This is a genomic window from Massilia endophytica (genome assembly GCF_021165955.1).
In the GTDB taxonomy this organism is placed as follows: domain Bacteria; phylum Pseudomonadota; class Gammaproteobacteria; order Burkholderiales; family Burkholderiaceae_D; genus Rugamonas; species Rugamonas endophytica.
The window spans coordinates 4,573,413-4,585,303 of the sequence record NZ_CP088952.1; the positions used below are offsets into that span (position 1 = coordinate 4,573,413).

The window sequence follows — 11,891 nt, forward strand, 5'->3', positions numbered from 1 at the left end:
AGGTGAGATCGTGGCCAGTTCCATTAACTCTTTGCAATCAGCTGTTGCCATCGCGGAAAGGCGCGTGCAGCAGAGCCGCGCCCAGGTCGCGGAGGACGAAAACCGGCTGGAAGCCAGCCGCAATCAACTCGACAATGCGAACGACGGGCTGCGCCGCAGTCAGCTGGACAGCCAGCGCGCCCAGTCCGGCGAACCGGCCCGCACGGCCCGCACCATCGAGCGCGCCATCTCGACGCCCGTTCCGGCGGACCTCGTCACCCAGCCTTCCTACCAGCTGAATGCCCGCGGCGAAGCCCTGGGCAAGCTGATCGACGTTACGGCCTGAGCGCAGCCGCCGCCTGCTGCGGCTCTTCCTTTTCCACCACCCCGCGCCACCATGGCGTGGCCGCCTGCGGCTGGGCTATGCTCAGCGGCAGGCCGATCTCCGGCGTAGCGAGTACTTGCTCACGCTGCCGTGCCAGCGCCGCAATGCGCTCGAAAGGCTCGTGCCAGCTGTGCATGGCGAGGTCGAAGGTCCCGTTATGGATGGGCATGAGCACCTTGCCGCGCAGGTCGATATGGGCCTGCATGGTTTCCTCGGGCTGCATGTGGATGTCCGGCCACTGGGGATCGTAGGCGCCGGTCTCGAGCATGGTCAGGTCGAAGGGGCCGTATTTTTCGCCAATGGCCTTGAAGCCGGGGAAGTAGCCCGTGTCGCCGCTGAAGAAGATGCGCAGGTCCTGGGCCTGGATGACCCATGAGGTCCACAGGGTGCTGTTGCCGTCGAAAGGCGTGCGGCCGGAAAAGTGCTGGGCCGGAGTGGAGGTCAGCTGCACGCCGTCCAGGGTGACGGAACGCCACCAGTCGAGCTGGCGGACCTTGTCGGCCGGGATGCCCCACTGTACCAGGCGGTCGCCCACGCCCAGCGGCGCAACGAAGTATTCCGTCTTCGCGGCCAGGGCCAGCACGGCGGCATGGTCCAGGTGATCGTAGTGGTCGTGGGACAGGATGACGCCCTTGATGGGCGGCAGCTCCTCAATGGTGACCGGGGGCGCGTGGAAGCGGGCCGGACCAGCCCACTGCACGGGCGAGGCGCGCTTCGAAAACACGGGATCGGTCAGCCAGAACTGGCCGTTCAGCTTGAGCAGCATGGTGGAGTGGCCCAGGCGGTAGAGCGTGGCGTCCGGCGCGGCCAGCAGCTGGGCACGGCTGATGGGGTGCACGGGAATGGGCTGGGAGGGCACCGAATCCGCCGGTTTCTGCGTCATTACCTTCCACATGATCCCGAGGGTTTTGCCCAGGCCGCCCTTCTGCATGCGGGCAGGGTTGCGGAACTTGCCGTCCTGCTGCTGAGGCGAGCTGTGGACGGGGAGATTGGTGGTCATTACGTTGCAGGCCATGGCGATTGCTCCGGTAAGCGACACAAGGGCGAGAGTGCGGAATCGGGATTTCATGCTGTGTCGGCGTTAAATTTACACTACACAGTGTAGTTCCTGTTTTGGGAAAAGTAAACTACCCGGTGTAAAATATCTTCATGACTACCGCATCCGTTCCGCGCCTGACCGACCGCAAGCGCGCCGCCATCGTGGAGGCGGCGCTGGCCGAGTTCCGCAGCAAGGGTTTCGAGGCCACCAGCATGGACCGCATCGCGGCCACAGCCGGGGTGTCCAAGCGCACCGTGTACAACCACTTCCCAAGCAAGGACGAACTGTTCGGGCAGATCCTGCGCGAGCTGTGGGAATGCAGCGCGGCGCTGAATGCCGTGGCCTACGATCCGGCCAGGCCGCTGAAGGAGCAGCTGCTCGCCTTGATGCAGCAAAAGATGCTGCTGCTGCGCGATCCCTATTTCCTGGACCTGGCGCGGGTGGCGATTGCGGAAGCGATCCACACGCCCGAGCGGGCGCGGGACATGGTGGCGAAGCTGGGCGACAAGGAGGAAGGCGTCACCGTCTTCCTGCGCGCGGCCCAGGCGGACGGCAAGCTGAAGGCGGGCGATCCGGCCTTCCTCTCGCACCTGCTGCAAGGCCAGTTGAAGACCTTCGCCTTCTGGCCGCAAGTGGCCATGGGCCAGCCGCCGCTGGACGAAGCCATGCAGGAGCTGGTGGTGAGGAACGCGGTGGAGATGTTCCTGGCGGCCTACGCCGCCTGATCAGGCAAAGCGCACCGCATACACGGGTGGCAGCGTGGTGGAGATGGTGTCCCACTTCGCCCCGCCGCTCTCGGACAGCCACAGACCGCCCGTGGTGGAGCCCATCACCAGGGTTTTCCCATCGTCCGCGACCGCCAGGCCGTGGCGGTAGACCAGGTCGTAGCAATGCTCCTGCGGCAGGCCCGCACGCTCGCTGACGAAATGGCGGCCGCCGTTGTCGGTGCGGTTTACGGCCAGCGCCGCTTCGATGGGCACGCGCTGCTGGTCCGCCACCGCCGGCGCAAACCAGGCGGTGTCGGGGTCGCGCGGGTGCACCGCCACCGCAAAGCCGAAGGTGGACAGCGGCGCATCCGTCACTTCTTCCCAGTTCTGCCCATTGTCCGTTGAGCGCCAGATGCCGCAGTGATGCTGGCACCACAGCACGTCCGGCTGGCCCGCGCAGCGCACGATGCGGTGCGGGTCCTGCACCTCGCCCAGGTTCTGCATTTCCGGCGGCATGTAGCGCGCCGCCATGCCGCGCGTGCGCAGGTTCCAGCTGGCGCCGCCGTCCTCCGTCAGCCATGCGCCGCCGCAGGATATGCCAACCAGCACGCTGCGGCTGTCGCGCGGGTCGACGCAGATGCTGTGGATGCCCGGCACGTCGTAGCCGCCGCCGAACCACTGGCTGCGCCCTTCCACATTCCACAGCGATTCGACCAGCTGCCAGGTCTCGCCCCGGTCCTCGGATTTGAACAGGCCGCCCGGCAGCGTTCCCGCCCACAGCACGCCCGGCTGGTCCGGACCGCCAGCCTCCAGTGACCAGATCTGGCGCAGCTTCCAGTCCGTCTTGTCTTCGCTTCCCTCGGGCTTGGGCGGATAGACCGGCACCGCAACCTCCTTCCACTCGCCGCCCGCATCGCGCCGGTGCAGCTTGGCGCCGAAGTGGCCGAGGTTCAGGGCTGCGTACAGGGCGCCGTCGCGCGTGTCGTGCAGCGCCATGGAGACGGGCTCGCCGAAGAAGTGCTTGTCCTGCAATTGCCAGCCCTGGGCCGTGCGTCCCAGTTCGAACAAACCCTTGCGGGTCGAGATGTACGCGCGGTCTGCCATGTCAGCCTCCAGAAAGTGCTTGCAAGATGTAGATGCGGGAATCGGGACGGAGCGGATCGTCCAGCAGCATGCGGTCGCGGGTGCGCTGGCCGTCGATGAAGATGACGACGTTCTCGCGCAGGTGGCCCTGGTCGTCCAGCACGTAGGCGCCCAGGCGCGGGTTGTCCGCGAAGGCTTCGCTCAGGGCCGCGCGCAGGGTGAGCGCCGCCGTTGCCAGCTCGGGCACGGGCAGGAAGCGGGCAAGCTGTTGTGTAAATATTATTTGCGCCAAGGTTGTCTCCCCTCAGGTGCAGCGATTCTAGCGCGGTTTTGCCCGGCCTGGCCTAAAATGAAACCAGGCGAACAAGCGGAGAGCAGCATGTCGATCAGCCAGCAGGATCTGGAACTACTGATGCAGGAAGTGGAAAAGGAAGACCCCATCGATTTCGCCGATCTGCCTTTCGATGAGCAGGACCTGCGCGGGCTGGTAGCCAGCCACCTGTGCGAGATGGCGGATGCGATGGAAGCGTTCAGCGAGGAGGACAGGCGCCTTACCTTGCTGGCCGTGTCGGCCAAGCTGGTGCTGGAAAATCTCGTGCTGCACGTGCAGCTGCTGCGCCGCCATGGCTTGCCGCTGAACGAACAGACGGAGGCGCTGCTGTCCCGTCTGAGAAAGGGGCCGGATCAGTAACGCCGGGCGGCAGGCGCGAAGAGGGTGAGGTCCGCTTCCGCGACGGTAACGCAGGGCAGCACATCGCCCGCGCGCTTTTCATCCGCGGAGAGGCCGGGCCATTCGACGAGATAGCGCACCGCGCCGCCGTCGCTCCGGCAGTAGCAGGTGCGGCAGGTGCCGTTGCGGCAGGAGCTGGGCAGGCGTATGCCCGCCGCCTCCGCTGCCGCCAGCAGGGACTGGCCTTCGGCGGCATCGAACTCCCAGCCCTGGGGCATGACGGTGATGCGTTTCATGCCCGGGATGGTAGCACCGTCAGGCGCGCGGCGCCTTCTTCAGCACATTGGCCGCAAGGCGCAGGAGGAAGCGGCGGCGGCTCCTGTCCCAAGGGGTGAAGCGGGGCAGCTGGTACACATCCGGCGCGGGGCCCGCCGCGCCCCAGGCCGTCGACACCGCGCCTTCGAAACCGAGCTCCCTCACCATCGCAACGTGCTCGCGCCCATAATCGATACCCGGTTTCCCGTTGGGATAGGCGAACAGGCTCACCTCTTCCCCGATCAGCCCCTGCAGCATGCGGCGGCCTTCCGAAATCTCGCGCTGGGCGCGCGCCAGCGGCGTGCGCGCAAGGATTGGGTGGCGCACCGTGTGCGCGCCGATGCCCATGCCGCAGCGATGCAGCTGGCGCACCTGGGCGCTGCTCATCATGAGGTCTTCCGGCAGCACGCAATCGGCCAGTTCCGCCAGGCGCCGCACCTGCACGCTGCGCTGGGCCATGGGCAGGTACTTGAATTTCCCGATCAGGATGGAGATGGCGCGCTGCCTGTCCGCCAGCGAGAGCAGGGGAATGCGGCCGCAGCCCAGGCGCGACGCGTCCAGCACGCCGCCCGGCGCCCGCCGCACGATCTCGATCACGCAGTCGTTCCACATGCGGCCTCCGTCCAGGAAGCCCGCTGCGATGAAGAAGGTGGCGTGCAGGCCGTGGCGGCGCAGCAGCGGCAGGGCCAGTTCGGCGTTGTCCGCATAACCGTCGTCGAAGGTGATGCAGGCCGCGCGCGGCGGCAGCTCGCCCGCTCTGGCGAGGCGCACAGCGTCCAGCAGGGGAATCACGTTGAAGATGGACTTCAGCAATTGCAGCTGGCTTTCGAATTCAGCCGCATCGACTTCGGAAGGAAGAAGCGCATCCTTGCGCCGGAGCACACGATGGTAGATCAGGATCATGGGCGCCCGCTGCCTTCCCGGCGAGAGCAGGGAGAACAGCGAGCGTTCGAGCGTGGCGGGAATATCAGGCATGGGCCATCACCTTGCTCACCACATAGCGGAACTTGCCCGACGATTCCGGCGCTATGAACTCTACCTGCGAAATGCGCACGGCCACCTGCTGGCCGAGGCGCGCCTTCAGGCCGCGCTCGATGCGCGCCCGCAGGGCCCCGGCCAGGGGCGCATCCAGCACCACCTGCACTTCGGTCAGCGTCAGGCTCTCCTGGGTGATCTTGAAGGCCTTCACCTGCGGCAGCTCGCGCAGTACGTACACCAGCGAGAGGCCGTGCATCACCGTGCCGTCGTGAGCGATGACGAAATCCGTGCTGCGTCCCTGTATCTCCTCCAGCAGCGGCAAGGTGCGCCCGCAGCCGCAGCGGCGCGCGGAGAGCGAGCCGATATCGCCCGTGCGGTAGCGGATGAAAGGGAAGTCGCCCGTCGCCAGGTGCGTGACGACGATCTCGCCGGGTTCTCCGGGCGGCATCGCCTGCCCGTCCTCGTTGACGATCTCCACGATGATGTCCTCGGCGCTGATATGCATGCCGCCGTGGGCGCACTGGTGGGCGATGAATCCCGCATCGCGTCCGCCGTAGCCGTTGGCGACCGCGCAGCCGAAGACGGAGGCGATACGCTCACGCTGCTCGTCGTAGAGCCGCTCCGAAGTGACGAAGGCGACGTGGATGCCCAGGTCGTCCATGCGCTGCCCCCGCGCCAGCGCATGCGCCGCGATGTGCGAAAGCGCCGAGGGATAGCCGAACAGCATGCGGGGACGGCGGCTGCGGATGCTGCTGAGGAACTGGTCGAGCCGCGCCGGGGACATGTCGAAGGCGGGCAGCAGCGACGTGCGCAGCACGCTGTCGCGCAGGCTGCGCACGCGGTCCTGGGCGCCAAGCTCGATGGGCGAGCCCCAGACCACGATTTCGCGGTCGCCAATGTCCACGTCCCACCAGCGGGTGGCGCGCCATTTGGCCGCGACATCGTGGCTCACACGGTCCCGGCCCACGTAGAACACCAGCGGCTCCCCGCTCGACCCGCCGGTGTTGGAACGCGCCAGGCCTGTTGCGCCGCCGGCCTTCAGCTTTTCGATATTGCTGCGGATCGCGGCCTTGTCCAGCATCGGCAGGCGCGCCAGATCCGCCAGGGAACGTATGTCCCGCTCCGGCTCGAAGCCGATCTTGCGGAACAGGTCGCGGTAGTATGGGACGGTGGTGCGCGCTTGCACTGCCAGCGCGCGCAGGCCCTCCAGCTGGCGCGCTTGAAGGGCTTCTTCCGGCCAGTACTGCGAGGCTTCCAGCTGGCGCAGGCGCGCCACGGTATCGTGCTGCTTGATGAGTTCATGCAGGGGGAAGAGCACGCGCGCCACCAGCGCCGTATAAGGGCGCGCCATCACGACACATCCGCCGCCGCAGCGGCATAGCGGGCCGCGACGGCCCGTTCATACACATCCAGCAGGCGCGGGCGGATACCTGCCCAGGTGTACTGCTGCACGTCGCGCAACGCTGCCTGGCGGATGGCGCCGTACAGCGCGGCATCGTCCAGCAGCCGCGCCACGGCCTGCGCCATCGCAACGGGCGACTGGGGCGGCACCAGGAGCGCGGTGCGCTCGTGCTGGACGAGGAAAGGAACGCCGCCCACGGCGCTGCTCACAACCGGAACACCGCTGGCCATGGCTTCCAGCAGGGAGTTCGGCATGTTGTCGGCCAGGCTGCAGTTCAGCACCACGTCCGCCTTCTTGTACAGGGCCGCCATGCCGTGATGCGCAACGGCCCCTGTGAACGTCACCGCCTGGGCGATGCCCAGTTCCGCGGCCAAAGCCTCGAGCTGGCGGCGCTGCGGGCCGGATCCGGCAATCAGCAGCGTGGCGCCAGGGTGGGTGCGGCGCAGGAGGGCCAGGGTGCGCAAGGCGGTTGCATTGTCGTAGATGGCTTCCAGGTTGCGCGCCGCCAGCAGGCAGGGCGCGCGCCCTGCCGCCGGGACGGTGGAGCGCTGCGGGAAGCGCGCGATATCGACCACGTTCGGTATCACGCGCGAGCCCATGCCATGGCGGGCAAAGATCCCTTCCAGGAAGCCGGAGGGAACGATCAGGGCGTCCGTCCGCTTCATTGTGAAGCGCACGACCGCGGCGGCCTTGTCGAGGAACGCCGCCGCCTCGCCGCCCCGGTAATTGACGATGACGGGGATGCCGCGCAGGTGCGCCACCCACACTGCCGGTGCGGCGAACAAATGCCATGACCAGCCGGAGTTCGCCATCACATGCAGCATCTGCACCTTGGCCACGGTGCGCCAAAGCTGCACGAGGTAAGGCAGCAGGCGGACCACGGCGCGCAGGAAGCGGATGCGCCCCGTCCACGCAGGCCGGTAGGGAGGATTGAACTGCACCATCTCGACCAGGAAGCCTTCCGCCCGGAGGAGCGCCGCCAGCTGGAGCGTCTGGTTGGCGATGCCGCCCGAGGGCGGGGGCAGCGGCCCGGCAAGACCGATCCTGAGTACCGGTGAACTCATGTAGCGCTCTCCTTATTGTTCAGCACCTGCTCGTACAGTTCGCGGTAGCCGCGCACGCTGCTCATCCAGGTGCGCTCCTGCTCCACATAATGCCGCGCGCGTTCGCGCAGCATGGGCCACTGCCATGGCGATTCCAGCAGGCCGATGACCTTGCGCGCCAGGTCCTGCGCGTCGCCCGCTTCGAACAGCACACCGGTGCGGCCATCCTGTATCAGCTCGCGGTGGCCGCCGACATTGGAGGCGACGATCAGCCTTCCCTGCGCCATGGCCTCCAGGGGCTTGAGCGGCGTGACCAGCTCCGTCAGGCGCATGCGCAGGCGGGGATAGCACAGCACGTCGATCAGGCTGTAGTAGCGCTGCACCTCGCTGTGGGGAACCTGGCCCGTGAAGATGACATGGCGTTCCAGGCCCAGGGCCGCCGCCCGCCGCCGCAGCGCGGCCTCCTGCGGTCCGCTTCCCACCAGCAGCAGGCGCAGGTCGGCATAGCTGGCAACCATGGCAGGCATGGCTTCGAGCAGGAGGCCGAGGCCCTCGTAGCCGTAGAAGGAGCCCGCGAAACCGAGCACGATTTTCCCTTCCAGGCCGAGATACTGCGCGAACACCGAATCGCGCCGGTAGTGCAGCATGAAGCTGGCGGTATCGACCGCATTGGGAATCACGCGGATGCGGCCCGCCGGAAGCCCGCGCGCGATCAGGTCGCGGCGCAAGCCTTCGCAGATGGTCGCTGCGCCATCCGCCTTCCTGAGCGCCCAGGTCTCGAGCTTGCGCGTGAGCCAGTAGCGCGGCCCCCAGGGATGGCTTGTGCCGTGATCGACCGCCGCATCCTCCCAGAAGGCGCGCACTTCATAGACAAGCGGGATGCCCAGCTGGCGGCTGACGAAGAGCGCGGCAATGGCATTCAGCACCGGCGAGTGGGCATGCAGGATGTCCGGCTGCACCTCGGCTGCCACTTCCCGCATGCGCTGCAGCAGCTGGTAGACAACCAGCATCTGGCGCAATACCGGCAGTCGGGCCAGGGTGCCGCGAAGGGGCTCGCAGCGGTAGAAGGCCAGGCCGTCCACCAGGGCTTCCGGATATCCGCTCGCGCCCTGCTTGGCGCTCGTGAGGTGAAAGGTCTCCCATCCGAGTTCGCGCTGGGTGCGGATGATGGAGCGCGTACGCATGGCATAACCGCTTTGCAGCGGGATCGAATGATCGAGAATATGGAGAATGCGCAGCGGCTTATCCGTTTGCATAGGCGGTTCCCAGTTCCTTGCGCAGGAATGCGTCGAACATGAGCAGGGTCCAGATGGGCGCACTGAAGTCGCGCCGGCCCGACTGGTGCTGCTCGACCAGCATGGCGAGGAAGGCGGGCTGGAAGATGCCCGTCGATGCCAAGCCGTTGCCCAACAGGGCAGTGCGCACGCGTTCGCGGAGCGGGCCCCGGAACCAGGCTTCCAGCGGCACGGCAAAGCCTTGCTTGCGCCGGTAAAGAATCTGCTGCGGAAGGTGCTGCAGCATGGCGCGCTTGAACACATGCTTGCCCTCCCCTTTCTGCAGCTTCAGCCCGGGAGGCAGGCCGGAGATCCATTCCACCAGCTCGTGGTCCAGCAGCGGGGAGCGCACTTCGAGCGCATGCGCCATGCTGGCCCGGTCCACCTTGGTCAGGATATCGCCGGGCAGGTAGGTCTTCATGTCCAGGTACTGGACGAGCGACAGCGGATCGTCGGACGGGGCGTTGCGCGCGTGGGCGCGCAGGGTATCGACGGCGCGGTAGCCCTGCAGGCTGGAACGGAAGCCGCGCGAGAAGAGCTGGTCGCGCATCGCGTCGCGCATCAGGCTCACGCCATGGAAATAGCCGTCCACCAGGTCGCGGGCCAGCGACTCGAAGGTGCTCTTGGCGCGGAAGATGCGCGGCGCCCAGTCGGCCTTCGGATAGTAGCGGCCCAGCATGCGGAAAAGGGGCCGCCGCGCGCAGGCCGGGAGCAGGCGGCGCATGCGCTCTTCCGCCACCGCGTGCCGGTAGCGCCGGTAACCTGCCAGGCTCTCGTCGCCACCGTCGCCGGACAACGCCACCGTGACGCGCTGGCGCGCGAGCTGGCAGACGCGGTAGGTGGGAATGGCGGAGCTGTCGGCATAGGGCTCGTCATAGAGCGCCGCAAGGGTGTCGACCAGGCCGTAGTCCTCGGTGTCCACGGTCTGCACATGGTGCTGGGTTCCGTACTGCTGCGCCACCATGGCGGCAAATGCAGATTCGTCGTAGGCCTTGTCGCGGAAGGCGATGGAGCAGGTGTTGACGGGAGCATCGCTGAGCCCTGCCATCAGCGCCACCACGGCGCTGGAATCGACGCCGCCGGACAGGAAGGCGCCCAGCGGCACCTCGGCCACCAGGCGGATACGCACCGCCTCGCGCAGGCGTTCGACCAGCTCGGCCTGTGCATCGCCCTCGCTGATGCGCGCGCCGGTCCGGAAGGGAACGTCCCAGTAGCGCAGCGCCTGGGCGAGCGGCGCGTTCATTTTCTGCGTGAGGCGGTGCCCCGGAGGCAGCTTGAACGCGGACTGGAAGATGGTGCGCGGTTCGGGGATGTAGCCGTAGGCGAAATAGTCCTCGATGGAGCGCGCCTCGAACATCTTCGGCAGTCCCGGAACGGCCAGCAGCGATTTCAGCTCCGAGCCGAAAATGAAAAAGCCGTTGGGCAGCATGGCATAGAACATGGGCTTGACGCCCAGCCGGTCGCGCGCAAGGAAGAGCTGGCGGCTGTTCCTGTCCCACAGGCCGAAGGCGAACATGCCGCGGAAGCGTTCGACGCAGGCCTCGCCCCACTCCTCCCAGGCATGCACGATCACTTCCGTGTCGCTGCGGGTGCGGAACTGGTGGCCAAGCGCCTTCAGCTCCGCGGTCAGTTCGCGGAAATTGTAGATCTCGCCGTTGTAGCAGACCACAACGCTGCCGTCCTCGTTCGCAAGCGGCTGCTGGCCAAGCGAAATGTCGATGACGGACAGGCGGCGGTGGCCAAGGCCGAGGCCCGGTTCGCGGTAGATATCGCTTTCGTCCGGCCCCCGATGGCTCTGCGTGTCGTTCATGCGGCGCAGCAGGCCGGCATCGATGGCGCGCTGTCCCCGGGTATCGAATATGCCCACTATTCCGCACATTGCGGCACCAGCCTTTCCGCGCCCAGCTTGCGCGCACAGAGCGTGTCGTACATGTCCAGGTAGGCATCGACTGTGGCCTGCATGCTGTAGCGCTGCACGGCGCGCTCGCGCGCGGCCGCGCCATGCCGGGCCGCGTACGATGGGGCCAGCACATAGCGCTCCAGCGCCGCTGCGAGCGCAGCGGGGCGTCCCGGCGCCACCAGCAGGCCGCTGGCGCCATGCTCGATCAGCTCCGGCACGCCACCGACCCGGGTGGCGACAATCGGAAGGCCGCTGGCCATGGCCTCCAGAACTGCCCCTGGGGTTCCCTCGGCCAGGGACGGCAGCGCGAATATCGACATCTGCTGCAACAGGGAAGGAATGTCGTCGCGGGCGCCGGGCATCCAGCAGCAGTTTGCCAGCCCTCGGGCGGCTGCCAGTCCGCGCAGGCTGGCAAGGCAGGGACCGTCGCCGATGATCGCCAGGCGCAGCTCCGCCCGGTGCTCAGGCACGCGAGCGCGCAGCAGCGCAAATGCCTCAACCAAGGTCGCGTGGTCTTTTACCGGGTCCAGGCGGCCGACGGTGCCGATCAGGAACCGCCCCGCGCGCCGCGAGGCTGCTGGACGGAAGCGTTCCGTATCGACGCCGTTCGGCAGGAAGCGGCTGCGCGACGCTGGAATGCCGATCCCGCGGTTCCATGCTTCCATGGCGGCGGAGTTGGCATAGCAGCAGTCGTAGAACGGCGCCAGGAACCTGCGCAGGCAGCGGTGCGAGAACCTGCTGCCGTCGGGATCGTCCGCGTCACGCCCATGGGCGCCGTTCACGCGCACCGGAATGCTTGCCGCCAGGGCGGGAAACACATACTCCATCGCCGACAGGTTGTAGGTGTGCAGCACGGCGGGTTTCAGCTCGCGCAGCAGGCGCCAGAGGCGGTAATGCGTTCCGGGCGACAGGCCCGGCTTTTTGTCGAGGGAATGGAAGGCGACATCCGTACGTCCGATCCGGGCCGCGAACGCCAGGTCTGCACCCGCAAGGCAGACGATGGCGTGCCGGTAGCGGTTCGCGGGCATGCGCTTGATGCGTTCGGCGAGCTGCACCTCCATGCCCCCCATGGCGAAGCGGTAGAGCAGGTGGACGATGAGCGGGGGCTGATGCATG

At 67.2% G+C, this 11,891-nt stretch carries 13 protein-coding genes; 3 read left to right on the forward strand and 10 right to left on the reverse strand.

The features are described from left to right. The first annotated feature begins 64 nt into the window (after positions 1-64). Positions 65-325 carry a hypothetical protein gene (locus LSQ66_RS20910; RefSeq protein ID WP_231767093.1) on the forward strand — a complete coding sequence of 87 codons (261 nt, stop codon included), beginning with the start codon at positions 65-67 and terminating at the stop codon, positions 323-325. On the opposite strand, the gene LSQ66_RS20915 is transcribed toward LSQ66_RS20910, so the two are convergent. After that, entirely contained in the window at positions 315-1,433 is a 1,119-nt protein-coding gene (locus LSQ66_RS20915) for an MBL fold metallo-hydrolase (protein WP_407659542.1), read from the reverse strand. The genes LSQ66_RS20910 and LSQ66_RS20915 overlap by 11 nt on opposite strands. An 80-nt stretch (positions 1,434-1,513) precedes the next feature. Between LSQ66_RS20915 and LSQ66_RS20920 the strand changes: the two genes are divergently transcribed. Continuing rightward, entirely contained in the window at positions 1,514-2,128 is a 615-nt protein-coding gene (locus LSQ66_RS20920) for a TetR/AcrR family transcriptional regulator (protein ID WP_231767094.1), read from the forward strand. On the opposite strand, the gene LSQ66_RS20925 is transcribed toward LSQ66_RS20920, so the two are convergent. Together LSQ66_RS20925 and LSQ66_RS20930 are read right to left on the reverse strand one after the other, a co-directional pair. Beyond that, positions 2,129-3,214: a WD40/YVTN/BNR-like repeat-containing protein gene (locus tag LSQ66_RS20925; RefSeq protein WP_231767095.1), complete on the reverse strand. Its 1,086-nt coding sequence runs from the start codon at positions 3,212-3,214 to the stop codon at positions 2,129-2,131. A gap of 1 nt (position 3,215) precedes the next feature. Beyond that, the gene (locus tag LSQ66_RS20930) at positions 3,216-3,485 is read right to left on the reverse strand and encodes a MoaD/ThiS family protein (protein ID WP_231767096.1); all 270 of its coding nucleotides are present in this window, start codon (positions 3,483-3,485) and stop codon (positions 3,216-3,218) included. 87 nt (positions 3,486-3,572) lie between these two features. Between LSQ66_RS20930 and LSQ66_RS20935 the strand changes: the two genes are divergently transcribed. After that, positions 3,573-3,884 (forward strand): hypothetical protein, encoded by a 312-nt coding sequence (locus LSQ66_RS20935; RefSeq protein WP_231767097.1) that lies wholly within the window; start codon positions 3,573-3,575, stop codon positions 3,882-3,884. Here LSQ66_RS20935 and LSQ66_RS20940 read toward each other — a convergent pair. Genes LSQ66_RS20940 through LSQ66_RS20970 form a run of 7 tightly spaced genes read right to left on the reverse strand, consistent with a single transcriptional unit; the run spans position 3,878 to position 11,890 of the window. Then, positions 3,878-4,159, reverse strand: a complete 282-nt coding sequence (locus LSQ66_RS20940; RefSeq protein WP_231767098.1) for a 2Fe-2S iron-sulfur cluster-binding protein — start codon at positions 4,157-4,159, stop codon at positions 3,878-3,880. The two genes, LSQ66_RS20935 and LSQ66_RS20940, sit on opposite strands and share 7 nt — an antisense overlap. Before the next feature lie 19 nt (positions 4,160-4,178). Beyond that, positions 4,179-5,153, reverse strand: a complete 975-nt coding sequence (locus LSQ66_RS20945; RefSeq protein WP_231767099.1) for a polysaccharide deacetylase family protein — start codon at positions 5,151-5,153, stop codon at positions 4,179-4,181. Next, the gene (locus LSQ66_RS20950; RefSeq protein WP_231767100.1) at positions 5,146-6,507 is read right to left on the reverse strand and encodes a phenylacetate--CoA ligase family protein; all 1,362 of its coding nucleotides are present in this window, start codon (positions 6,505-6,507) and stop codon (positions 5,146-5,148) included. Before LSQ66_RS20950 ends, LSQ66_RS20945 begins: the two co-directional genes overlap by 8 nt. Further along, positions 6,507-7,622: a glycosyltransferase family 4 protein gene (locus tag LSQ66_RS20955; RefSeq protein WP_231767101.1), complete on the reverse strand. Its 1,116-nt coding sequence runs from the start codon at positions 7,620-7,622 to the stop codon at positions 6,507-6,509. Before LSQ66_RS20955 ends, LSQ66_RS20950 begins: the two co-directional genes overlap by 1 nt. Then, positions 7,619-8,857: a TIGR04063 family PEP-CTERM/XrtA system glycosyltransferase gene (locus LSQ66_RS20960; RefSeq protein ID WP_231767102.1), complete on the reverse strand. Its 1,239-nt coding sequence runs from the start codon at positions 8,855-8,857 to the stop codon at positions 7,619-7,621. The genes LSQ66_RS20955 and LSQ66_RS20960 overlap by 4 nt, the downstream gene beginning before the upstream one ends. Further along, the gene (locus tag LSQ66_RS20965; RefSeq protein ID WP_231767103.1) at positions 8,844-10,754 is read right to left on the reverse strand and encodes an XrtA/PEP-CTERM system amidotransferase; all 1,911 of its coding nucleotides are present in this window, start codon (positions 10,752-10,754) and stop codon (positions 8,844-8,846) included. The genes LSQ66_RS20960 and LSQ66_RS20965 overlap by 14 nt, the downstream gene beginning before the upstream one ends. Continuing rightward, complete coding sequence (locus LSQ66_RS20970; RefSeq protein WP_231767104.1) at positions 10,742-11,890, reverse strand: glycosyltransferase; 1,149 nt, start codon at positions 11,888-11,890, stop codon at positions 10,742-10,744. The genes LSQ66_RS20965 and LSQ66_RS20970 overlap by 13 nt, the downstream gene beginning before the upstream one ends. Position 11,891: the final 1 nt, after the last annotated feature.

Bases quoted from the DNA above. Each gene is read 5' to 3' on its own strand.
- LSQ66_RS20915 (WP_407659542.1), bottom strand. From the start codon at position 1,433: ATGAAATCCCGATTCCGCACTCTCGCCCTTGTGTCGCTTACCGGAGCA.
- LSQ66_RS20920 (WP_231767094.1), top strand. From the start codon at position 1,514: ATGACTACCGCATCCGTTCCGCGCCTGACCGACCGCAAGCGCGCCGCC.
- LSQ66_RS20925 (WP_231767095.1), bottom strand. From the start codon at position 3,214: ATGGCAGACCGCGCGTACATCTCGACCCGCAAGGGTTTGTTCGAACTG.
- LSQ66_RS20935 (WP_231767097.1), top strand. From the start codon at position 3,573: ATGTCGATCAGCCAGCAGGATCTGGAACTACTGATGCAGGAAGTGGAA.
- LSQ66_RS20940 (WP_231767098.1), bottom strand. From the start codon at position 4,159: ATGAAACGCATCACCGTCATGCCCCAGGGCTGGGAGTTCGATGCCGCC.
- LSQ66_RS20945 (WP_231767099.1), bottom strand. From the start codon at position 5,153: ATGCCTGATATTCCCGCCACGCTCGAACGCTCGCTGTTCTCCCTGCTC.
- LSQ66_RS20950 (WP_231767100.1), bottom strand. From the start codon at position 6,507: ATGGCGCGCCCTTATACGGCGCTGGTGGCGCGCGTGCTCTTCCCCCTG.
- LSQ66_RS20955 (WP_231767101.1), bottom strand. From the start codon at position 7,622: ATGAGTTCACCGGTACTCAGGATCGGTCTTGCCGGGCCGCTGCCCCCG.
- LSQ66_RS20960 (WP_231767102.1), bottom strand. From the start codon at position 8,857: ATGCAAACGGATAAGCCGCTGCGCATTCTCCATATTCTCGATCATTCG.
- LSQ66_RS20965 (WP_231767103.1), bottom strand. From the start codon at position 10,754: ATGTGCGGAATAGTGGGCATATTCGATACCCGGGGACAGCGCGCCATC.
- LSQ66_RS20970 (WP_231767104.1), bottom strand. From the start codon at position 11,890: ATGCATCAGCCCCCGCTCATCGTCCACCTGCTCTACCGCTTCGCCATG.